We start from the raw sequence: 21922 nt of genomic DNA, 5'->3' as shown, positions 1-21922 counted from the left end.
GGCACGGAGGTATCTTCCGGGCGGGTCCCGTCAGGGCCGCTCGTCGCCCTGCGCGATCTCCACCCGATGGTGGAAGTCGGCCAGGCCGGCGGCCGAGGCCACACAGGAGACGGCGGTGCAGGCGAGGAGCAGGCCGGCGATCGAACGGCCGGCCCGGGGCGCGTAGGGCGCGGCCAGCAGCGCCTGGACGCGGTGCGGGACGGGGCCCGTGGTCGCGGCGGGCGCGAAGTCGGGGCGCTCGGAGCGTACGGCCTGTCCGGCGAGGGCGGCGCGGGCGATGGCCCGGGCGATGAGCCGCCGGTCGCCGACCCGGGCGGCGGCGGCCTCGTCGGCGGCGCGTTCCGCGGCGAGCCGGATGGTCTCGCGGACCGGGCGCAGCGCCGGATGGCAGTGCGCGGCCAGCTCGGCGGCGGCGAGGAAGTAGTGGTGGCCGCCGTCGTTGTGCGCCCGCTCGTGCGCGAACAGCGCCTCTCGCTCGGGGCCGTCCAGGCTGCGCAGCATCGCTGTCGTGACGACGATGCGGTGCGGGCGGCCGGGCAGCGCGTAGGCGTCCGGGCGGGGCGAGTCCACCACGCACAGGTCGCCGGCCGCCGGTCCGTGCCCGGCCTGGGTGCGGGCCGCGCGGAAGGCGCGGGTCTGGTGGAGCACCGAGCGGACGAGCGTCCAGCCGCAGACGGCGAGGGCGCCGACGGAGGTCGCGGCGGCGGGCAGGATGACGAGGTCCGAAGCGGTGCGCAGCGGATGGATCAGGTCGCCGACCGCGGCGAAGAGCGGGATCTTGAGCAGCCCGATGATGACGAAGGAGCCGAGCGCGGCCAGCGAGCAGCCGGCGAGGACGACCGCGCAGCCGGTGACGGCCCACAGCGCGACGACCGGGGCCAGCCGGTCCAGGGCCCGGCGGGCCAGGGCCGGCAGGGCGAGCGGCAGCAGCAGGGGCAGCAGAAGCAGTGCGGTCATCGTTCGTCGGATTCGAGCAGGTCGCGCAGGATGCGTTCGTCGCCGGGGCTGAGCTGGGCGACGAAGCGGGCGAGGACGGTCTCACGGTCGCTGTCACGGGCCAGTTCGCTGTGCATCCGGTGGGCGGTGAGGCCGTGGGCGTCCTGGACGTCCTGGACCGGGAGGTAGGCGTAGCCGCGGCCCTGACGGTGCCGCTCGACGACCCCCTTGTCGTGGAGGCGGGTGAGGATCGTGGTCACCGTCGTACGGGCCAGTTCGCTGCCGAGGCTGCGCTGGACCTGGCCGGGGGTCTGGGGTGCGGCGGCGGCCCAGAGCGTGGCCATGACACTAGCTTCGAGTTCACCGGCCGGCCGGCGCTCGTCCTTGGCCTCGGTCATGGAACGTTCCTCACCCCGTCTTCGTCTGCGGCCCGGGCGACCGTCTACACGATGGTAGTCAATCGGACCTTCGTACGGCTGTGCGCCGGCACACCATTTGCGCCGGCACACCATTATGGGAGGGCCGCCCGTCCGGGGGACGGGGCCCCGGCCGTCTCAGCTCGCGGGGGCGTGCAGGGTGTCCAGCCGGGCCAGTTCGTCCGCGGTGAGCCGCAGGGCGCCCGCGGCGACGTTCTCCGCGAGGTGGTCCGGGTTGCCGGTGCCGGGGATGGCGAGGACGTGCGGGCCCTGGTGCAGGGTCCAGGCGATCCGGAGCTGCGCGGGGCTCGCGCCGTGGGCGCGGGCGATGTCGCGCACGGTGTCGTCGTGCGTGTCGGCCGCGGCCCGGGGTCCGGCCGAACCGGCAACGGCGTAGAACGGCACGAAGGCGATGCCGTGTGCGCCGCACAGGCGCCGCACCTCGTCGCCGACGGCGTCGGGGCGGTCCAGGGCGTATCGGTTCTGTACAGACACCACCGGGGCGATTTCGAGCGCCTCGGCGAGGTGGCGGGGTTCGACGTCGGAGATGGCCAGGTGCCGGATCAGTCCGGCCTCGCGCAGTGCGGCGAGCGCGCCGAAGTGCTCGGCTATGGAGTCCTGGCGCATCCGGCGCAGGTAGACGACGTCGAGGTGGTCGCGGCCGAGTTGGCGCAGGTTCTCCTCGACGTGGCCGCGCAGCTGGTCGGGCCGGGCCGCGGTGCCCCACTCTCCGTGGTAGTCGCGGAACGGGCCCACCTTGGCGGCGATGACCAGGTCGTCGGGGTACGGGGCGAGGGCGGTGTTGATCAGTTCGTTGGCGGAGCGGGTGGCGGAGAAGTAGAAGGCGGCGGTGTCGATGTGGTTCACGCCGAGCTCCACGGCCCGGCGCAGCACGGCCAGGGAACGTGCCCGGTCGCTGGGCGTACCGAGGTGGAAGGCGGCGCTGCCCGTCAGCCGCATGGCTCCGAAGCCGATGCGGTGGACGGGCAGGTCGCCGAGTTTCCAGCTGCCGGAGGCGTCCGCGGTGATCGTTTCAGCGGTCATCCGGCGGAGTCTCGCACATCTGGCGCGCCGCGCAAGGGAATTCAGTTCAAGGGCTTCTCCAGCACCGCCTTGCGGTGGCTGAACGTCTCGATGGAGTAGCGGCCGTGGTAGCTGCCCATGCCGCTCTCCCCCACGCCGCCGAACGGCAGGTCGGAGACGGTGAGATGGGCGAGGGGCAGGCCGTAGCCGAGGCCGCCGGACGAGGTCTCGGCGGCGATGCGCGCACGGGTCGCCGCGGACTCGGTGAAGACGTACAGCGCGAGCGGCTTGTCGCGGTCGTTGATGAAGCCGATCGCCTCGTCCAGGCCGGCCACGGTGACGATGGGCAGGATGGGGCCGAAGATCTCCTCCCGCATCACGGGCGACTTCGGGTCGACGTCCGCGAGGACGGTCGGCGCGATGTACTTGGCCGTACGGTCGCTCTCGCCGCCCACCGCCACCCGGCCCGAGTCGAGCAGGGCGGAGAGCCGGTCGAAGTGCCGCTCGTTGACGATCCGGCCGTACTCCGGCGACTCGGCCGGGTCGGTGCCGAACAGCGCCTGGACCGCGCGGACCAGCGCGGACTCCAGGGCGGCGGCGGTCTCCGGGTCGGTCAGGACGTAGTCGGGGGCGACACAGGTCTGGCCGGCGTTGAGGAACTTGCCACGGGCGAGCCGGTCCGCGACCACGTCCAGGTCGGCGCCCTGGTCCACGAACACCGGGGACTTTCCGCCCAGTTCGAGGGTGACCGGGGTCAGGTGCTCGGCGGCGGCGCGCATCACGATCCGGCCGACGGTGCCGTTGCCGGTGTAGAAGATGTGGTCGAAGCGCTCGGCCAGCAGGGCCGTGGTCTCCGGGATGCCGCCCTCGACCACGGCGACCGCGTCGGTGTCCAGGTAGGCCGGGATCAGCTCGGCGAGGGCGGCCGAGGTGGCCGGGGCCAGCTCGCTCGGCTTGGCGACGACCGCGTTGCCGGAGGCCAGGGCACCGGCCAGCGGGGCGAGCAGCAGCTGTGCCGGGTAGTTCCAGGGGGCGATGACGAGGACGACGCCGAGGGGGTCGTACTGCGTCCAGGCCGTGGCGTCGGCGCCGAGGTGGGCGGGGACCGGCGCGGGCTCCGGGCGCAGCCACTCCTGGAGGTGGTCGAGGGTGTGGTCGATCTCGCGGACCGTGAAGTCGATCTCGGTGCGGTAGGCCTCGGTGCTGCTCTTGCCGAGGTCGGCGTGGAGGGCGGCGGCGAGGTCGGCGCCGCGCTCGGTGAGCATCGCGCGCAGCCGGCGCAGCTGGCCGGTGCGCCACTCGACAGGCTTGGTGCGGCCGGTGGCGAAGGTGGCGCGCAGCCGGGCCACGATGTCGGCGGGCTGCTCTATGGCGGGATGGTTCACGGATGCCTCGCTGGTGGTGCCCGGGCTGGTGCGGCCCGAGCCTAGGTCTCGGTAGGTGTACTCGCCAACCTTTCAGGTCCTCAAGTTCATTCCGCGAGTGCATGGTGACGCGGGTCACGTGGCAGTGGGGCTGTCCCGACGGAGGTCACGTGGCTGTGGCAGCGCCATCGACACCGGTCGGCCGCTCGTCGGGACGGGCTCGCTGCGGATCTGCCGGCGCCTGGGGTCACGCTCGACGCGGATCGGCCGACCGTGGGGACGCGCTTGACGCGGATCGGCCAGCCGTGCGGGCGCGCTCGACGCGGGTCAGCCGAACGTGAAAGCACGCTCGACGCAGGTCACGCAGCTGCGGCAACGCCAATCAACGCCGGTCAGCCGACCATCGGGACACACTCGACACGAATCCGGCCGGCCAAGCGGGCGCGCTCGACGCGGGTCGACCAGCCTTGGGGGCGCGCTCGACGCGGGTCACGTCGTGGCCGGCGGGTCGGTCTCCCGTCGGCGGCGCTCCAGGTGGGCGCGCTCGGCCTCGCTGGTGGTCAGGGCCGCGGCACGGGTGTACTCCGTGGCCGCCTCGATGGGGCGGTTCAGGCGGCGGAGCAGGTCGGCGCGGACGGCGTGGAGCACGTGGTAGCGGTCGAGGTCCAGGGTGTCGATCAGGTCGAGGGCCCTGGCCGGCCCCTCGGTCTCGGCGACGGCGACCGCGCGGTTCAGGGCGACGACCGGGGACGGTGCCACCGCCATGAGCTGGTCGTACAGGCGCAGGATCTGCCGCCAGTCGGTGGCGGCGGCGGTGGGCGCGTCGCTGTGCACGGCGTTGATGGCGGCCTGGATCTGGTACGGCCCGGGGCGGCCGCGGCGCAGACAGCGCCGGACCAGGTCCTGGCCCTCGGTGATGAGCGCCGCGTCCCAGCGGGAGCGGTCCTGCTCGGGCAGGGGTACGAGGGCGCCGTCCGCGTCCCGCCGGGCGGCCCGCCGTGACTCGGTCAGCAGCATCAGCGCGAGCAGCCCGGTGACCTCGGGTTCGTCCGGCATCAGCGCGGCGAGCAGCCGGCCGAGACGGAGCGCCTCCGCGCACAGGGCGGGGTCGCCGGTGTAGCCCTCGTTGAAGATCAGGTAGACGACGGCCAGGACGCCGCCGAGCCGCTCGGGCAGGTCGGCGTCACGGGGCACCCGGTACGGGATGCGCGCATCGCGGATCTTGGCCTTGGCCCGCACCAGACGTTGGGCGAGGGTGGGCTCGGGGACGAGGAACGCGCGGGCGATCTGGGCCGTGTTCAGGCCGCCGAGCAGGCGCAGGGTGAGGGCGACCCGGGCCTGCGGGGCGAGCGCGGGGTGGCAGCAGGTGAAGATCAGGCGGAGCCGTTCGTCGCGCACGGGGCTCTCCTCGGCCGGTGCGTCGGGCGCATGCAGGTCAGGTGTGTGCAGGTGGGGTGTGTACAGCCGGGCGGCCTCGGCGTGCCGGGCGTCCCGGGAGGACTCGCGGCGCAGCCGGTCGATGGCGCGGTTGCGGGCGGTGGTGATGATCCAGCCGGCCGGGCTCGGTGGCACACCGGTCTCCGGCCAGGTGCGGACGGCGGTGGTGAAGGCGTCCTGCACCGCTTCCTCGGCGAGGTCGATGTCGCCGAGGAAGCGGACGAGGACGGAGACCGCGCGCCCGTACTCGGCACGGAAGACGGTCTCGATGCCCGCGGTGTCGTTCATCGATGCTCGTCCATCAATGCTCGTCGACGAACGGGCGTACCTCGATGGGCAGCGTGGTCGCCAGGGCTGCCTTGCGGCCCCACTCCAGCGCCTCGTCCAGGTCGGCGGCCCGGATCAGGCAGAGTCCGCCCAGGTACTCCTTGCCCTCGGCGTAGGGGCCGTCGGTGATGAGTACGTCGCCGTCCTGGGGGCGGAGCATCGTGGCGGTCTCCGGGCCGTGCAGACCGCCGGCGAACACCCAGGCTCCGGCGGCGCGCAGCTCGTCGTTGAAGGCCTTGACATCGCGCATGATCGCGGCGAGCGCGTCGGGCGCGGGCGGGGTGCCGCCGGCCGGCTGGACCACGCTGAGCAGGTAGTGCTTCATGATGTCCTCCTTGGTGACTTCAGGGTCTTACGGCTTCGCGTCACCTCCTACACGAACGGCCGGCCCCCGGATCGACAGGGCGCCGGGCGGAATCTTCGAAAGAATCTTCCGCATGACAGCCTCCACCGCACACCCGCTCCTCGACCGCGCCCACCGGCTCGCCACGGACCTGCTGATTCCCGAGGCCGAGCGGGTCGACCGGGAGGGCGTGCCCGTGAGCCACATCGCGGCGGTGAAGGCGTCGGGGCTGCTCGGGGCGGGCGCTCCGGTCGCGTACGGCGGCTCGGGGGCGCCGCCGTACGTGGTCCGCGAGATCGCGGAGATCCTGTCCGGGGCGTGCTGTGCGACGTGGTTCGTGCAGACCCAGCACCACACGCCGGTGCAGACCTTGGTGCAGAGCGAACTCCCGGTCCGGGAGCGGCTGTTGGGCCCGCTGGCGCGGGGTGAGCTGCTGTCCGGGGTGGCGTACGCGCATCTGCGGTCGTATCCGCGTCGCGTCCCGGTCCGCGTGCGCCGGGAGGGCGGCGGCTGGCGGTTCGACGGGACCGTGCCCTGGTACACCGGATGGGGCCTGAACGACGTGCTGCTGCTCGCCGGGGCGACCGACGCGGGCGAGGTGCTGTTCGCGTTCGCCGAGGCGCGGGAGCAGCCGGGGCTGCGCGCTTCGCAGCCGATGCGCCTCGCGGCGCTCACCGCCGCGCGCACGGTGTCGCTGGAGTTGGCCGGGCTGTGGGTGCCCGAGGAGGCGGTGGCCCTGCGGACGCCGTACGAGCGCTGGGCGCCCGGTGACCGGGCCAGGACCCTGAACGCCGGTCCGGCGGTCTTCGGTGTCGCGGCGGCCGCCCTGTCCCTGCTGGACGCGGAGACGGCCGCCCCGTTCACGGCCCGGCTCGCCGACGTCCGGCGCCGCGCCTACGCCCTGGCCGATCATCCGGCACCGCTGGAGCGGGTCGCGGAGCGGCTGGCGGTGCGCGCGGAGGCGTACGAGGTGCTGCGTACGGCGACCACGGCGGCGGTGGTGTCCGGGGGCGGCCGCTCGATGGCCCTGACCAGCCGCGCCCAGCGGTTCGCGCGGGAGGCCCTGTTCCTGCTGGTGCAGGGGCAGACGGCGGAGACCCGGGCGGCGCAGCTGCGGGCGCTGGGAGGTGCTTGAGCCGATGCCCCGGCCGTCGCCGTGAGCACCGGTGCGGGCGTTCGAAGGCGCCCGCACCAGGCTTCTGCCGTCACCGCCGGCGCAGTACTCCCTGCGCGAGCGCATGGGTGGCGACCGTGGCCGCCGCGGCGAAGGCGAGGCCCTGGGCCACCTCCCGCGGCCGGGTGGGGCGCAGCACGCCGGACCGGCGCAGCCGGCCGCGGGCCCACACGGTGAAGGGCAGGACGAGCACGGGCGTGGTCGCGGAGCCCGGGGTGTAGCCGCGCAGGGCGGCCGCCTGGGCCAGATGGACCAGGCCGTGCAGGCCGAACGCGTTGAGCGCGGTCTGGTAGACGGCGGACCGGCCCCCGGTGCGCTGCCCGTCGGCGCACGCGGCGGCCAGCACCACCGCCATCGCGGCGACCGCGGTGGTGAACTCCCGCGCGTCCACGGACTCCAGCCGCCGCCACACCGTCTCCGGCACCCGCGGGAACCGCTTGCGCAGCTCCGGCACCTCAGTGCGCACCCAGCGCGACACCATGACCACTTCCTCGGTGTCGTGCAGAGCCCACGCGGCCAGCAGACCCCAGGTGACGGCCGCACCGGCGGCGTTCGGTTCTCGTGTCATGAACCAGCAGTCTGCCAGGGCGAGTTGGTCAGCTCGTGAACGGCACCTGGGCCGAGGGAGCGGCCGTCCTGCCGTCCGGACGCGTCCACAGTCCCTGTGCGGCGAGCCGGGGCAGCACGCCCTCGCCGAACCAGTACGCCTCTTCCAGGTGCGGGTAGCCGGAGAGGACGAACTCGTCGATGCCCAGGGCGTGGTACTCCTTGATCCGCTCGGCGACCTCGTCGTGGCTGCCGACCAGGGCGGTGCCGGCGCCGCCGCGCACCAGGCCGATGCCGGCCCAGAGGTTGGGGTGGATCTCCAGGCTCTCCCGGCTGCCGCCGTGCAGGGCGAGCATGCGCCGCTGGCCCTCGGACTCGCTGCGGGTGAGGCCCGCCTGGACGGCCCGTACGGTCTCCGGGTCGAAGCCGTCGAGCAGCCGGTCCGCCTCGGCCCAGGCCTGTGCGGAGGTGTCGCGGGTGATGACGTGCAGCCGGATGCCGAAGCGGAGGCTGCGCCCGTGCCCGGCGGCCAGCTCGCGGATCCAGGCGATCTTCGCGGCGACCTGGGCAGGCGGCTCGCCCCAGGTCAGGTACACGTCCGCGTACCGGGCCGCGACGTCGCCGGCGGCGGGCGAGGAGCCGCCGAAGTACACCTCGGGCACGGGGTCGGGCACCCGGCTGAGCCTGGCCTCCTCGACCTGCAGATGCTCGCCGTGCAGATCGACGCTCTTGCCGTCCCACAAGTCCCGCACGATGTGCAGGAATTCGCCGGTACGACGGTACCGGGCGTCCTTGTCGAGGAAGTCGCCGTAGGCCCGCTGCTCGTGGCTCTCGCCGCCGGTGACCACGTTGAGGAGCAGCCGTCCGCCGGTCTGCCGCTGGAAGGTGGACGCCATCTGCGCTGCGAGGGTCGGCGAGACGGAGCCGGGCCGGAAGGCGACGAGGAACTTCAGCCGCTCGGAGTTCTGGCTGACCATGGCGGTGGTCAGCCACGCGTCCTCGCACCAGGCACCGGTCGGGGTCAGCGCACCCAGGAAGCCGAGGTCCTCGGCGGCCCGGGCGATCTGGCTCAGGTAGGCGACCGTCGGGGGCCGGTCCTGACCGGAGGCGGTGGCCGGGGTGCCGTGGCCGCCACCGACGACATGGCGGCTGTCGCCGTTGGTGGGCAGGAACCAGTGGAAGGTGAGGGACACGGGGGTCTCCGTTCTCGGGTGTCCGTGGAAGCGGGCGGTGGTCCGTCGGAGCGGACCGCGTCGGGGCGGCCGGGCGCCGGTCAGCCGTACCGGCCGAGGTGCTGCACCTTCCAGCGGGCCGGTCGTGCCATCCGAAGGGTGCGGCGCGAAGCGTCTCGTCGAGGGGTGGTGGTCGGGTGCGGGCGTCGCGCCAAGGGCGGTGCGGATGCGGGGAGTCGAGGGCCGAGCGGGTGCCGGCCATCTCGGACAGAGCGCTCACCATGTGCACCGCGGCCTCGGCGGCCCTGACGTGGCGGGTGCGGACGGGCTCCGCCTCCTCGGCGAGCGCGCCCCCGGCAGGTCGTCGCCCCAGAAGGCCGTTGCGGATGTCCCGCACGTGCTTGGCGCCGGCCGCGGACTGCGCGTGGCCGAACCGGCGGCCCGCCGGCAGCGCGCCGCAGAAGAACTTACGCTGTTCCTCGGTGTCGTCGGCGATGACACGTGCGGTCATGGCGGTCAGCTCGCCTCCGCCAGTGCGGGGGTGCGGGCCAGGGCGGCGGAGAACTGGTCCAGCACCTGCCCGAGCGCCTCCGCCGTGGCCGGGGCGAGAGTCAGCGAGCCGTCCTCGCGTACGGTGATGTCCTTGTCGAGGGTGAACCACCCCTGAACCACATGGGCGGCGCCCATGGAGTGCAGCACCGGGCGCAGCGCGTAGTCGATGGCGAGGACGTGCGCGGTGGAGCCGCCGGTGGCGAGCGGCAGCACGGTCTTGCCGGTGAGCGCGTACTGCGGAAGCAGGTCCAGGAGCGCCTTGAGGACACCGGAGTACGACGCCTTGTAGATGGGTGTGCCGATCAGGACTCCGTCGGCACGGGCGAACAGCCCGGCGGCCCGGGCGATCGCCGGGTGCCGGAAGTCCGCGCCGAACAGGGCCTCGGCCGGGACGGTGCGGACGTCGAGGGGGATCACCTCATGACCCTGGGCGATCAGTCGCTGGTCCAGGTGGCGCAGCAGCCGACCGGTGCGCGAGGTCGCGGAGGGGCTGCCGGAGACCGACAGGACGGTGGCCATGGGTGCCTCGTTTTCTGGGGTGCGCCAAGTACCCGTACGGGGACGGTCGCCCGGTGGGGGAAGGCGGTCAGGAGTACCAAGTGGGAACCCGGCAGGCGCATTTCACGGGCGTTGCGGGCATGCGGAACTCCTGGTGCGGAATTGCTCGGTCACGCCTCCGGACACGCCGAATTCCACGCACCGGGCGCGCGGAAAAGCGTGGGGAAATTCGGGGGGGTGCCGGAGCGGAGCGGAGAGCGGCGGATCGGAGGCCGAGTCGGACGATCAGGCCGCGGCGCGACAGCAGGCGCTGGAGACGCGCGCGAGGTCGACGTGGCGTCGCCGCGTGAGGTCCAGTCGCATCGTCATGCCGTCGATCGTGGCAGCCGCCGGTGAGAGCCGTCAAGGAAAACCCGACCGGTCTCGTATCCCGGACCATTGAATTTCACGAAGGCGTTGACAGGGAAACCCTTGAACCGGGTTCTCCTGACCGCGCATTCTGCGGCGGTGCGGACCGAACAGCTGGAATACACAGCGGCGGTGACCCGGCCGGGCTCACTGCGCCGGGCGGCCGACGAACTGCGCCTGTCACAGCCCGCGTTGAGCGAGACCGCGCCCGGACAGGCCGCTCGCCTCGCTGCCGGTGATCGGTGTCGAGGACCTGATGGTCGCCGAGGGGCTCCGGGCCACGGTGCTGCCGGACTTCAGCGTCGCCGGGGACCCACTGGAGCGGTCCGGCCTGATCACCCACCGCCCGTCGGCCGCCGACACGACCGGGGTGCTGCTGATGCTCCAGCGCCGGCGCGCGGTGTCCGTACCCCAGGCGGCCCGGGACCTGCACGCGGCCTTCGTGGACCGGGCCCGAGAGCTACACATAAAGAAGAAATAAGCGCAAACTGGTAGCAAGGAGTGTCTCAAGTACCGCACCAGACATGGTCTGGCCTGCGAAGTCAAAGGAGACGAGTCATGTCAGACGTCTCGCACAGGGGTGATATATCGACCCACCCCGATGTCTCCGAAATGCGGGAACGCTACGCCCGCATGCTCGGCGGTCGTGATGTGGCGCTCGTGGACGGGCCGGTCTTCCTGCTCGGGCTCTACTGCGCGGCATCCCCGTGGATAGTGCACTACACGACCAGCCAGCCCTCCCTCATGGCCCACAACCTGATCATGGGGATAGCGATCGGCCTGCTGGCACTGGGATTCACCCGGGCCCCCGAGCGGATGTACGGGCTCAGCTGGGCCATGTGCGCGATGGGCGTCTGGCTGATCATCGCTCCGTGGGTCGTGGGCAGCGCCCCCGACCGGGGCGTGATCATCAACAACATCGTCATCGGCGCGCTGGCGTTCGTGCTCGGACTGGTCTGTGCCGGCACGGCGGCGCGGAGCAACTCCAAGCCGTGACCGGAGGCGCGCGGAGAGGAAGCACAGCGGGAAACGGAGAACGGGGGCGACGAACGGGGAATGCATGAGGCCGGTCCACCCGGGGGACCGGCCTCCCTCTCGTCCGCTCAGTCGCCCGGCACCAGCCACGGGTCCTGCGGCAGGGGCCGGCCGGTCTCCAGCAGCGACTTGAGGTTGGACAGCACGGCCGGCCAGCCCCCCGCCGCGTCCGAGCGCTCACCCTCGTCGTTGAGGTCCTCATGAACGACAGTGAGCCGGACGATGTCCTCGTACGGCCGGATCGCGAAGGTGACCCGGGAATGCCGGTCCTCCCGGTCCTCGTCGCCGGGCGCGGCCCAGGTGGTGACCAGCCGGGTCGGCGGCTCACTCTCCGCCACCCTGCCGACCACGTCGGCGATGCCGGAGCCGTCGGTGCGCACATGCGCCCAGCGGGATCCGGGCCGCCAGTCGGATTCGTTGCGATGGCCCCAGTAGGCGGCCGTGAGATCGGCGTCGGTGAGCGCCCCCCAGACCCTCTCGGGTGCGCTCGCGACGTAGGTGACGTACACGAAGCGGGGTTTGTCGGTCATGGCATCCTCGGTTCGTCGCTCCAGGGCGCCGAGCGCGCTCAGGCTCGGGCGCTCGAACTTGTCGATTCAACCGCTCCTGGATCTTATGGCGGAAATACCAGGCCAGAAAGCCGATCTTCCTGCGGATTCAATGATTGAGCCGTGGATTATGTCCCGTTTCGAGGAGAACGCTACAAACATCTGTTACACGACGTATGGATGGTCTTGATGGACGGTTCGTAGCGTCGAAGGCACACCGACGAACGAAACCGATCGAAGGACAGTTCACCGATGCGTGCTCTTCGCACCCTGCGCACCACCCTCGTCGCCACCGGCGCCACCGCCGTTCTGGCCGCCTCGGCCGGCGGCGCGTTCGCGGCCACCGCCCCCGAGGCGGCGCCCGCCGCCCACGCCCCGGCCCACTGCAAGGACAAGCGCGTCCTCGTCAAGACGGTGCGACTCGCGGACAAGGTCTCCGTCGCCAAGGTCTACAAGACCGGCAAGCACCGCTTCGAGGCGGAGATCTGGGCGAAGGGCAAGAAGTACGGGACCCTCGACACCCAGGGCAAGGGCAAGCACGCACACGGCCGGCACAACGGACTGCATGTCACGCTGCACCCGGACGGCACGGTGACGTCCTGGGTCGAGCGGGCCAAGCCGAAGCCCAAGCCGCAGCCCGTCGCCCAGCGCATCCTCGTCTCCGTAGCGACGCTGGCCGACGACGTCTCGACCGGCAAGGTCTACAAGATCGGCGCCAACCACTACGAGGCCGACATCTACGCCCACGGCATCAAGCTCGACACCCTCGTCGCCAAGGGCCGCGCCGCCTACGGCGAGAACAACGGCCTGCACGTGGCCCTCAAGCCGGACGGCCGGCTGACCTCCTGGGTCGACGACGCGCCGCGGCCCGAGCCGAAGAAGGACACCTCCGACGCCAAGCCGACCCCGCTGCCGCAGCCGGACAACGGCAACGACTCGACCGAGAAGAACGACCAGGCCGGCACGTCGGCACCCGTGATCCCGGCCACGCCGGACGCCCAGGTCACGACGGAGGCAGCGCAGGCGCAGTAACCCGGCTCCGTTCAGCCGGTCACGGCGAACGAGATCCACACGTCCGGGGGCACCTCCGGCCGGTCCGGTACCGGCCGGAGCTCGCGCGTCCAGGCGTCCCCCGCGAGGTCCCGCGCGACGGACGGCCAGAACCGCACGGCGGCCGGGTTGTCGTGCTGGAACGCGATCTCCCAGGCCCCGGGATGCCGGCGCAGCACGTCCCGCACGGCTCGCGTCCCGATCCCGCGCCGCCGGGCACCGCGCACCACGAAGAAGCTGTTCAGCACCCGCACCGGCCGGTCGAGCGCGCGCACGAACGCGAAGCCGACGGGGCGCCCGTCGCACTGGAAGAGGTACGGAGCCCAGTCCCGCCGGGTGAAGGCGCACTCGACGCGTTCGTTGCGGAAGGCGCCGTCCGGGCCGGGCAGGGCGCCGCGGAACTCGGACAGGTCGTGGTGGAACATCAGCCACAGCCGTTCGACGGTGGGCCGGTCCTCGGGGGTCGCGGGGCGGACGGTCAGGTCCGCCGAGTGAGTTTCGGTCATAAAGCACAGCCTCCCCGGCAGACGGTGTGTCCGGTCCGGGGAGGCTCGCTGAAATCTGCCGTAACTCTAGCTCATCTCAAGGACTTTGTACTCCTCCGTGATCTCTTTCGGGCCGAACGGCCAGACCTTCTCCAGCCGTGCCCACACGACGAAGGCGACACAGCCGAGGGCCAGCCAGGCCAGGGACCACTCGATGGGGTGGCGGCCCGGGGAGTTCTTGTCGGCGTAGCCGTAGATCACGCACCAGCCGGCGAACGCGAGGATGCTCGGCAGCGGATGGAGCCACATCCGGTACGGACGGCGCAGCTCCGGCTGCCGTCTGCGCAACACGGTCAACGCGATGATCTGGGCGAGCGCCTGGACGATCACCATGACCGTGGTGAGCAACTGGATCAGCGTCGCAAGGTCGGTGTGACGGCCGATCAGGAAGCCGATCGCGGTGATCACGCCCATGGTGGCCAGGCCCAGCGTCGGGAAGCGGTGCCGGGGGTGCAGCTTCTCGTACGGCCGGAAGAAGACACGGTCGCGGGCGGCGTCGTAGGGCACCCGCGAGCCGCCCAGCAGCCCGGTGAACACCGAGGCGAACGCGGTGACGAGGATGAGTACGGTCACCACGTCGGCGGCGCCCTTGCCCCAGGTCTTCTCCAGCACCGCCGAGGCGACCGAGGTGGCGGCGATGTCGTGCGGGTCGGTCATCCGCTGCCAGTCGACGACGCCCAGGGTGCCGATCTGCAGCAGCAGATAGATCGCCATGATGCCGAGGATGGAGAAGAGGATCGAGCGCGGCAGCGTACGGCCCGGGTCCTTGATCTCGGCGCCCATGTAGGCGGTGGTGTTGTAGCCGAGGTAGTCGTAGATGCCGATGGTCAGGCCCCCGGCGAAGCCGAGCCAGAAGTGGTCGCTCGTCAGGTCGAACGCGCCCGCCGGGTAGGTGAAGGCCAGGTGCGGGCTGAAGTCGCCGGCCGCGGCGACGATCACCAGGAGCACCGAGGCGATCATCACGACCCACATCACGGCGGTGATCCGCGCGATGTGCTCGATGCCGCGCCAGAGCAGGAGTACGACCAGGGCGATGACGCCGAGGCCGATGAGGTCACCGGCGGTCTGGCCGAGATCCGGGGCCAGATAGCCCAGGTACTGAACGAATCCGACCACACCGGTCGACATGATCAGCGGGATGAAGAGCATCGCCGTCCACACGAACAGGAACGGCATCAGCCGGCCCGTGCGGTACTGGAAGGCCTGGCGCAGATAGACGTAACTGCCGCCGGAGCCGGGCATCGAGGCGCCCAGCTCGGCCCAGACCAGTCCGTCGCACAGCGCGAGGACGGCGCCCGCGACGAAGCCGATGACCGCCTGCGGGCCGCCGAACGCTGCGACCATCAGCGGGATCGTGACGAACGGGCCGATGCCGCACATCTGGCTCATGTTGATGGCCGTGGCCTGGAGCAGGCCGACACGGCGGACGAAACCACCCGTGGGCGGGGGGCTACCGGACATGGGGACTCCTGACGCGACGGGCACGCGGGCCGCGTGTCTGCGGGTGCGACACGCCCGGGCCGGGCTGGTGGCCGATAAAGTTAAGGAGCCTTACTAGCGGCGTCAAGTATCCGTGGGGAATGCGTGAGAATGGTGCGATGGCCGCCAGCGATGTCGTAGAGCAGCGGGAACAGCCCTGGAGCCGCCGGCGGCTGCGCAGCACCAACGAGCGGCTGCTGCTGGACCGGCTGCGCACCCTCGGCGCCGCCTCGCGCGCCCAACTGGCCCGGGAGACCGGCCTGTCGAAGCCGACGGTCTCCAGCGCGCTGGCCTCCCTGGAGACGGCCGGCCTGGTGCACGAGGTCGGCACCCACGCCCCGGAGCGCGGGCGCACCGCCGTGCTGTACGCCCCCGACCCGGCCGCCGGGTACGCGCTCGGCGTGGACATCGGCCGGGGCTGGCTCCGGGTGGCGGTGGTCGACCTGGACGGCACGGTCGTCGCGCGGGCCGACGTACGCAACCGCGCCCGCGCCTCCGCCGCGCTCGCCGACCTGGTCGTGGGCACCGCCCGCCAGGTGATCGCCAACTCGGACGTGGACCCGGCGGAGGTGGTGCACGGGGTGGTCGGCACGCCCGGGGTGTACGACGCCGAGCAGCGGCGGGTGCGGTACGCGATGCACCTGCCGGGCTGGGGGCGCGCGGGGCTCGTCGACCGGATGCGCGAGGAGCTGGGCGTGCCGCTGGAGGTGCACAACGACGCCAATCTCGCCGCGCTCGGCGAGTACACCTACGGCGTGGGCGCGGGCAGCCGGCTGTTCGCGTACATCCTGATCGGCACCGGGCTCGGCATGGGCGTGGTCAGCGACGGCCGGCTGTTCACGGGGGCGCACGGGCTGGCCGGCGAGATCGGTTTCCTGCCCTGGCCGGGCCGGCAGAAGCCGGAGCGGCTGGAGGACGCGGTGTCCGGTGTGGCCGTGGTGGAGGCCGCCCGGGAGTTCGGGATGAGCGGGCAGCTCACGGCGAAGGCGGTCTTCGACGCGGCCCGGCAGGGAAATCCGGCCGCCCTGCGGGCGGTGGAGCTGGAGGGCGAGCGGATCGCGCACACCGTGGCGGCAGCGGCCGCCGTGCTCGACCCGGACCTGGTGGTGCTCGGCGGCGGCCTCGGCCACAGCGTCGACCTGCTGCTGCGTCCGGTCCAGGAGCAGGTGCGCGCACTCACGCCGCTGCGCCCCCGGATCGCGCCGAGCCGGCTCGGCGAGGACGCGGTCCTGCTCGGCGCGGTGGCCACGGCCCTGGACACGGCCCGGGACCTGGTGTTCGAGCGCCGGGCGGCCGGAGCCTGACGATCCAAGGGCCGTGCCGCCCACGGTCATTGACACGACCCGTACGGCGCCCTAGCGTGAACCATGTTAGTAAAGTTTCCTAACTTTACAAGGTCGGAGCTCCGTCATGCCCCCTCGCCCCGCCCTCGGACGCCGGTTCGCCGTCACCGCGCTGGTCATCGGTCTGCTCGCCGCCCTGACCAACGGCGCCTGGGCCGGATCCCGGCAGGCGAGACCGCCGCACGGCCCGGCCCCGGTCACCCGGGTCCCGTCCGCCGCCGGCACCGCCACCCCGCTCACCGGTTACGCCATCCAGTCCTCGGCGAAGGTGAGCGACTCCGCCGCCTCGGTCTCCTCCCCCGGCTATCCGGCGCAGGGCTGGTATCCGGCCGCTCCCCGCTCCACCGTCCTCGCCGCGCTGCTCGCCGACGGCGTCTACGCCGACCCGTTCTTCTCGACCAACCAGCAGAAGATCCCGAAGGCCGACTTCGAGGTCCCCTGGTGGTACCGCTCCGACTTCACCGTCCAGGACACCACGCGGCGCACCTTCCTCGACTTCGGCGGGGTGATCTCGGCGGCCGACGTCTATGTGAACGGCCACCAGGTGGCGGCGGCGAAGGATGTCACGGGCGCCTACACCCACCACGAGCTGGACGTCACCTCGCTGGTCACGACCGGCACCAACACGGTCGCCTTCCGGATCCAGCCCGACGACCCGGCCAAGGACCTCACCATGGGCTGGATCGACTGGCTCCAGCCGCCGCCCGACCGGAACATGGGCATCGTCCGGGACGTCCTGGTGCGCAGGGGCGGCCCGGTGGCACTGCGCGACACGCACGTGCTCACCAAGCTGGCCGTGCCGTCGCTCGCCTCCGCCGACCTGACGGTGAAGACCGAGGCCCGCAACGACACCGCCGCACCGGTCACGGCCGAGATCACCGGCACCCTCGGCGCGACGCGCTTCACCCGGCAAGTCCCGCTGGCCGCCCACGAGACGAAGACCGTCACCTTCTCCCCCGCCGACACCCCCGGACTGCGCCTGACCGCACCGAAGGTGTGGTGGCCGGCCGGGATGGGCGGACAGCCGCTGTACGACCTCGGCCTCACCGCGTCCGTCGCCGGTACGCCATCCGACACCGCGCACGACAGCTTCGGCATCCGCGACGTCCAGGCGCCGCTGAACGCGGACGGCGCACGCCAGTACCGGATCAACGGCCGCAAGCTGCTGATCAAGGGCGGCGGCTGGTCGCCGGACGAGTTCCTGCGCTGGGACGGCCGTTATGCCGAGGACCGGCTGAAGTACGCCGTCGATCTGGGCCTGAACACCATCCGGCTGGAAGGGCATCTGGAGCCGGACGAGTTCTTCGGCCTGGCCGACCGCTACGGCATCCTCACGTTGCCGGGCTGGGAGTGCTGCGACAAGTGGGAGGGCAACGTCAACGGATCCGACGAGCCCGGGGACCCGTGGACCGACGCCGACTATCCGGTGGCCAAGGCGTCGATGGCCGCCGAGGCCGCCCGGCTGCGCGACCACCCGAGCGTGATCTCCTTCCTGATCGGCAGCGACTTCGCACCCGACGCGAAGACCGAGAAGACCTATCTGGACGCCCTGAAGGCCGCCGACTGGCCCGTCCCGGTGGTCTCCGCCGCCTCCGCCAAGTCCTCACCCCGGCTCGGCAGTTCGGGCATGAAGATGACCGGGCCGTACGACTGGGTGCCGCCCGGCTACTGGTACGCCAGACGCGAGGGCGGGGCCACCGGCTTCAACTCCGAGACCAGCGCGGGCCCGAGCATCCCCACCCTCGACACCCTGCGCCGCATGCTGACCCCGGCCGAACTGGACACCCTCTGGAAGGACCCCGCGGCCAAGCAGTACCACCGCTCGCCTTCCCCGGTCTTCGGCACGCTCAAGATCTACGACGCCGCCCTCACCGGCCGCTACGGCGCCCCCGCCAGCCTCGCCGACTATGTGCGCAAGGCCCAGCTGGCCCAGTACGAGAATGTGCGCGCCCAGTTCGAGGCGTACGAGCGCAATGCCACGGACGCGTCGAAGCCCTCGACCGGTGTGATCCACTGGATGCTCAACAGCGGCTGGACGTCCCTGCACTGGCAGCTGACGGACCGCTATCTCGACCAGGGCGGCGCCTACTTCGGCGCGAAGAAGGCGAACGAGCCGCTGCACATCCAGTACGGATACGACGACCGCTCGGTCGCCGTCGTGAACAACCGGCACGAGACCGCGACCGGACTGACCGCGCGGGCCACCCTGTTCAACCCCGACGGCACACAGAAGTACGACAGGACCGTCACCGACCTCACGGTGAGCGGCGACGGGGCGCACGGAACCGCCCTCACCCTGCCGTCCTCGGTGCGCGGACTGTCGTCGGCGTATCTGCTCCGCCTGGTCCTGACGGACGCGGCCGGCACGGAGGTGAGCCGGAACGTGTACTGGCTCTCCACCCGGCCCGACACCCTCGACTGGTCGGGCACCACCTGGTACTACACGCCGACGACGAGCTACGCCGATCTCCAGGGGCTGTCCTCGATGGCGCAGGTGCCGGTGTCGGCGACGGCGGCCACGCGGTCCTCGGACGGCACGTCGACCACGACGGTCACCCTGCGCACCACCGGGAGCGGGAAGACCCCGGCGCTGCTGACGGACGTCCACCTCGTGGACGCGCGGGGAAAGCCGGTGCTGCCGGTGCGCTGGTCGGACAACGAGGTGAGCCTGTGGCCGGGCGAGTCGGTGACGCTGACCGCCACCTGCCGGACGGCCGATCTGCGGGGTTCGGCGCCGGGTGTGCGGGTCTCCGGGTGGAACACCCCGGAGCGTACGGTGCCGGCGTCCTGACACGGGCGGGGGCGGGGCCGGCGACCCGCCCCCGCCCCCGCCCCTTCGGCTCAGGCGACGTTGAGCGCGGTGTCGTCCACGACGAACGACGTCTGGTACTTGGAGCCCTCGGTGCCGGTGAACTTCAGCGTGACGGTCTGCCCGGCGTAGGCGCTGAGGTCGAAGCTGCGCTGGGTGTAGCCGGAGGCCGCGTTGAGGTTCGAGTACGTGGCCAGGGTGCCCAGGACCGTGCCGGAGCTGCCCAGGACCTGGACCTTGAGGGTGTCGTAGGCGGTGCTGGTGGTGGTCTCGGCCGTGTCGATGTGCAGGGAGAAGTTCAGCGTGGCCTTGCAGCCGGACGGGACGGTCACCGACTGGGACAGGGTGTCGGTGGTGGCGGTGCCGTTGCCGTCGAGCCAGGCGTAGTACGAGCCCGAACGGGGCGACTCACCACTGGAGTTGGTGATGACGCCGCTGGTGGCGCTCCAGACGCTGTTGCCGGACTCGAAGCCGTTGTTGCCGAGGAGCTGGGCCGCGGTGCAGGTGCCGGTGCCGCCGCCTCCCCCGCCGCCGCTGCTGGTGCCCGCTCCGGCCAGCCAGGCGGTGGCGTTGAGGGCGAGGGCGGCGTTGGTGGCGCCGGAGTCGTTCCAGCCGTCGTACAGGGTGTTGCCGGACTGGCCGGTGCCGTCGTCGATCGGGGAGCTGTCGCCCCAGTAGGCGATCCGGCCGCTGCCGTAGGTGCTGGTGAGGAAGAAGGCGCCGGTGTTGCCGGAGTAACCGCTGCGGTAGAGCAGGCCCTTGACGGAGGAGTTGTCGGAGGGCTTGAGGGTGGCGGTGGTGCCGTTGGCGATGAGGCTCTTGGTGACGGTGCCGAAGGAGCCGTGCAGGACCGGGTCGGTGCTGTCGTTGATCGCCGCGGGGTAGCCGGAGCTGATGTTCAGCGAGTCGATCGAGAAGCCGAACGGGTCGCTGGAGTCGACGCTGTTGTTGGTCATCAGATCGTTGAGGATCTGGACCGAGTCGTAGCCGTCGTTGTTGCGGTCCGAGCCGGTGTGGTCGGAGATCATGAACAGACCGCCGCCGTTCTTCACGAAGTTCATGATCGCCGTCTTTTCGGCGCTCGTGAACAGCGTGTTCGGCTCCGGCAGGACCAGTGTGTCGAAGTTCGACAGGTCCAGCGAGGAAGAGCCGCCGTAGCTGAGGCTGGAGCCGGACGGCAGCGTCTTCAGGCTGTAGCCGCCGGTCTTCTGCAGCGCCACGCCCCAGGAGGACAGGGCGCCGGTCCAGTCGGTCTCGGCGGACGGGGAGGCGTTCTGGCCGAGCGGGTCGGGCTGGCTGGTGGAGATGATCCAGTCGGCGTTTCCGGCGGTCTCGGCATGGGCGTTGTCGAACAGGACGCGGTGCGTGGTCGCCGCGTGCGCGGCGGTGCCGCTGCCGACCTGGACGGCGGCTCCGGCGAGGAGCAGCCCGAATCCGGCCAGGGCGGTGCTGAGTCTGCGGCGGGATCCCCTGGATCCAAGCATCCGACGAACCTCCATGAGGGGTGGGGAGAGGCGGTGCGGGCGCCAAGTCTGCGCGCGTAGAGCCGGGTTGAGAGTTCTACACGCGTCACTTTGTTGAAAGGTACATGGCATGAAGGCCCGGTGAACAGAAAGTCCCGGCAATAACGGGGACGGACCGCCCCGTCATCCCCGTACGGCAGCGCACCTCGGCAGCGCTGATGCGCGGTCAACTCCCATACAGATAGGGGGTCGTGGTGCTCAGCGCGTGGAAGCCGAGGCGCTGCAGGATGGGGCGGCTCATCGGTGAGGCGTCGACCTGGACATAGCGGTAGCCGTGGGCGGCGGCGACGCGGGCGCGATGGGCGACCAGGGCGCGGTAGATGCCCCGGCCCCGCCAGCCCTCGACGGTGCCGCCGCCCCACAGCCCGGCGAACGCGGTGCCGGGCACAAGCTCCATCCGGGCGGCGCTGACGGGTTCGTCCCCGGCGAGCGCGACCACGGCGACGACCGTGTCGGGGCCGGCGGCCAGCCGGGCGAGCAGCCGGTGCCGCAACCGGGTGCCGTCGGTGCCGAAGGCCTTCTCGTGCACCGCCACGACGAGGTCGACGCCGGCCGGGTCGGTGGCCTTGACGACGCGGATGCCCGCGGGCGGTTCGGCATCCAGGGCGAGCCGGTCGGTCTCGGCGACGAGCAGCGTCTCCTCGGGCTCGGCCCGGAAACCGGCCGCGGTGAGCCGGGCACCGAGATCCGCCGGCTGGTCGTGACCGTAGGCCTTCCACTCGAAGGCGCGGCCGAGGCCGGTGAAGCGGGCGATCTGGTCGTGGATCGCCCGGTCCGCGCTCGCCGGGTCCAGATCGGACCAGAGCACGCCGTTCCAGCCCTGCGCGTCCGCGATCTGCCGCACCACCGCGCCGGCCCGTTCGATCCGGGCGCCGGGGCCGTCGGGAGTCGCGTTCTCGCGCATGTCACGGTCGTAGAGGGCGAGCACCGCCATGTGATCCATGAGCCCAGCCCAACAGGAGCGTTCCGGTCCGGGCAACCGGATTACCGCGTATGAGGACGCACGACGGCCAGATAGGCGCTGAGCCGGTCGCGGTTGCGGGCCAGGCAGTCGATGCGGGACTGGATGCGCTCGATGTGCCCCCGGAGCAGGGCGGCGGTCTCGGGGCTGACGCACTCGGCGGGCGGGTGGAGTTCGCCGGGACCGGAGAGGTAGGGCAGGATCGCGCGGATCATCTCGGTGGTCAGGCCCGAATCCAGCAGGCCGCGGATCTGCTGGACGTCGGCGACCGTGGACTCGGGGTAGCTGCGGTAGCCGTTGCCGGTGCGCTCGGGGTGGAGGAGGTCCTGCTCCTCGTAGTAGCGCAGCAGGCGGGCGGGCACACCCGTGCGGCGCGACAGCTCACCGATCCGCATGCCCGCCTCCCGCCCACGCGCTTGACCCTCACACTGAT

General features: G+C 71.9%; 21 protein-coding genes and 1 pseudogene. 6 read left to right on the top strand and 16 right to left on the bottom strand.

What is annotated here, in order from left to right:
• Positions 1-30: 30 nt before the first annotated feature.
• The 6 genes from AB5L52_RS40740 to AB5L52_RS40715 form a co-directional block, all read right to left on the bottom strand.
• Positions 31-957, bottom strand: coding sequence for a M48 family metalloprotease (locus AB5L52_RS40740; RefSeq protein ID WP_351562343.1), 927 nt, complete (start codon positions 955-957; stop codon positions 31-33).
• Positions 954-1334 carry a BlaI/MecI/CopY family transcriptional regulator gene (locus AB5L52_RS40735; RefSeq protein WP_351031565.1) on the bottom strand — a complete coding sequence of 127 codons (381 nt, stop codon included), beginning with the start codon at positions 1332-1334 and terminating at the stop codon, positions 954-956. Before AB5L52_RS40735 ends, AB5L52_RS40740 begins: the two co-directional genes overlap by 4 nt.
• A 156-nt stretch (positions 1335-1490) precedes the next feature.
• Positions 1491-2396, bottom strand: a complete 906-nt coding sequence (locus tag AB5L52_RS40730; RefSeq protein ID WP_369368234.1) for an aldo/keto reductase — start codon at positions 2394-2396, stop codon at positions 1491-1493.
• A 41-nt stretch (positions 2397-2437) separates the two neighbouring features.
• Positions 2438-3760 (bottom strand): aldehyde dehydrogenase family protein, encoded by a 1323-nt coding sequence (locus AB5L52_RS40725; protein ID WP_351034723.1) that lies wholly within the window; start codon positions 3758-3760, stop codon positions 2438-2440.
• 468 nt (positions 3761-4228) lie between these two features.
• The gene (locus AB5L52_RS40720; RefSeq protein ID WP_351034725.1) at positions 4229-5464 is read right to left on the bottom strand and encodes an RNA polymerase sigma factor; all 1236 of its coding nucleotides are present in this window, start codon (positions 5462-5464) and stop codon (positions 4229-4231) included.
• Positions 5465-5477: 13 nt separating this feature from the next.
• A complete protein-coding gene (locus AB5L52_RS40715; RefSeq protein WP_351034727.1) occupies positions 5478-5828 on the bottom strand; it encodes a YciI family protein in 351 nt (116 codons plus the stop codon).
• Between the two features lie 112 nt (positions 5829-5940).
• Between AB5L52_RS40715 and AB5L52_RS40710 the strand changes: the two genes are divergently transcribed.
• Positions 5941-6981 (top strand): acyl-CoA dehydrogenase family protein, encoded by a 1041-nt coding sequence (locus tag AB5L52_RS40710; protein ID WP_369368233.1) that lies wholly within the window; start codon positions 5941-5943, stop codon positions 6979-6981.
• Positions 6982-7051: 70 nt separating this feature from the next.
• Here AB5L52_RS40710 and AB5L52_RS40705 read toward each other — a convergent pair whose 3' ends face one another.
• The 4 genes from AB5L52_RS40705 to AB5L52_RS40690 form a co-directional block, all read right to left on the bottom strand.
• Positions 7052-7588, bottom strand: coding sequence for an HXXEE domain-containing protein (locus AB5L52_RS40705; RefSeq protein WP_369368232.1), 537 nt, complete (start codon positions 7586-7588; stop codon positions 7052-7054).
• Positions 7589-7616: 28 nt separating this feature from the next.
• Positions 7617-8759, bottom strand: a complete 1143-nt coding sequence (locus AB5L52_RS40700; protein ID WP_351019444.1) for an LLM class flavin-dependent oxidoreductase — start codon at positions 8757-8759, stop codon at positions 7617-7619.
• A gap of 495 nt (positions 8760-9254) precedes the next feature.
• A complete protein-coding gene (ssuE, locus tag AB5L52_RS40695) occupies positions 9255-9809 on the bottom strand; it encodes an NADPH-dependent FMN reductase (RefSeq protein ID WP_369368231.1) in 555 nt (184 codons plus the stop codon).
• A gap of 264 nt (positions 9810-10073) precedes the next feature.
• Positions 10074-10151 carry a putative leader peptide gene (locus AB5L52_RS40690; protein ID WP_369369050.1) on the bottom strand — a complete coding sequence of 26 codons (78 nt, stop codon included), beginning with the start codon at positions 10149-10151 and terminating at the stop codon, positions 10074-10076.
• Positions 10152-10449: 298 nt separating this feature from the next.
• On the opposite strand from AB5L52_RS40690, the pseudogene AB5L52_RS40685 reads away from it, so the two are divergent.
• Together AB5L52_RS40685 and AB5L52_RS40680 are read left to right on the top strand one after the other, a co-directional pair.
• A pseudogene (locus tag AB5L52_RS40685) lies at positions 10450-10677 on the top strand (LysR family transcriptional regulator); the annotation flags it as partial.
• A gap of 77 nt (positions 10678-10754) precedes the next feature.
• The gene (locus tag AB5L52_RS40680) at positions 10755-11192 is read left to right on the top strand and encodes an SPW repeat protein (RefSeq protein WP_351018466.1); all 438 of its coding nucleotides are present in this window, start codon (positions 10755-10757) and stop codon (positions 11190-11192) included.
• Between the two features lie 107 nt (positions 11193-11299).
• On the opposite strand, the gene AB5L52_RS40675 is transcribed toward AB5L52_RS40680, so the two are convergent.
• Entirely contained in the window at positions 11300-11761 is a 462-nt protein-coding gene (locus AB5L52_RS40675; protein WP_369368230.1) for an SRPBCC family protein, read from the bottom strand.
• A gap of 270 nt (positions 11762-12031) precedes the next feature.
• Here AB5L52_RS40675 and AB5L52_RS40670 point away from each other — a divergent pair, with 270 nt between their 5' ends.
• On the top strand, positions 12032-12811 hold the full coding sequence (locus AB5L52_RS40670; RefSeq protein ID WP_369368229.1) for a hypothetical protein: 780 nt from the start codon (positions 12032-12034) through the stop codon (positions 12809-12811).
• A gap of 11 nt (positions 12812-12822) precedes the next feature.
• On the opposite strand, the gene AB5L52_RS40665 is transcribed toward AB5L52_RS40670, so the two are convergent.
• On the bottom strand, positions 12823-13335 hold the full coding sequence (locus tag AB5L52_RS40665; protein ID WP_369368228.1) for a GNAT family N-acetyltransferase: 513 nt from the start codon (positions 13333-13335) through the stop codon (positions 12823-12825).
• Positions 13336-13401: 66 nt separating this feature from the next.
• Positions 13402-14835 (bottom strand): APC family permease, encoded by a 1434-nt coding sequence (locus AB5L52_RS40660; protein WP_351018477.1) that lies wholly within the window; start codon positions 14833-14835, stop codon positions 13402-13404.
• 137 nt (positions 14836-14972) lie between these two features.
• On the opposite strand from AB5L52_RS40660, the gene AB5L52_RS40655 reads away from it, so the two are divergent.
• Both AB5L52_RS40655 and AB5L52_RS40650 read left to right on the top strand, forming a co-directional pair.
• Complete coding sequence (locus tag AB5L52_RS40655; protein WP_351018480.1) at positions 14973-16157, top strand: ROK family transcriptional regulator; 1185 nt, start codon at positions 14973-14975, stop codon at positions 16155-16157.
• A gap of 106 nt (positions 16158-16263) precedes the next feature.
• Positions 16264-18987, top strand: a complete 2724-nt coding sequence (locus AB5L52_RS40650; protein ID WP_369368227.1) for an exo-beta-D-glucosaminidase — start codon at positions 16264-16266, stop codon at positions 18985-18987.
• 50 nt (positions 18988-19037) lie between these two features.
• Here AB5L52_RS40650 and AB5L52_RS40645 read toward each other — a convergent pair whose 3' ends face one another.
• The 3 genes from AB5L52_RS40645 to AB5L52_RS40635 all read right to left on the bottom strand — a co-directional run bounded on the left by AB5L52_RS40645 (position 19038) and on the right by AB5L52_RS40635 (position 21884).
• Complete coding sequence (locus AB5L52_RS40645) at positions 19038-20489, bottom strand: hydrolase (protein ID WP_369368226.1); 1452 nt, start codon at positions 20487-20489, stop codon at positions 19038-19040.
• A gap of 205 nt (positions 20490-20694) precedes the next feature.
• Entirely contained in the window at positions 20695-21471 is a 777-nt protein-coding gene (locus tag AB5L52_RS40640; RefSeq protein ID WP_351018489.1) for a GNAT family N-acetyltransferase, read from the bottom strand.
• Between the two features lie 41 nt (positions 21472-21512).
• Positions 21513-21884 carry a MerR family transcriptional regulator gene (locus tag AB5L52_RS40635; RefSeq protein WP_351018491.1) on the bottom strand — a complete coding sequence of 124 codons (372 nt, stop codon included), beginning with the start codon at positions 21882-21884 and terminating at the stop codon, positions 21513-21515.
• Positions 21885-21922 lie beyond the last annotated feature (38 nt).

This window comes from Streptomyces sp. CG4 (genome assembly GCF_041080655.1).
Taxonomy (GTDB): domain Bacteria; phylum Actinomycetota; class Actinomycetes; order Streptomycetales; family Streptomycetaceae; genus Streptomyces.
This window is presented reverse-complemented; position numbering and strand designations above follow the sequence as displayed.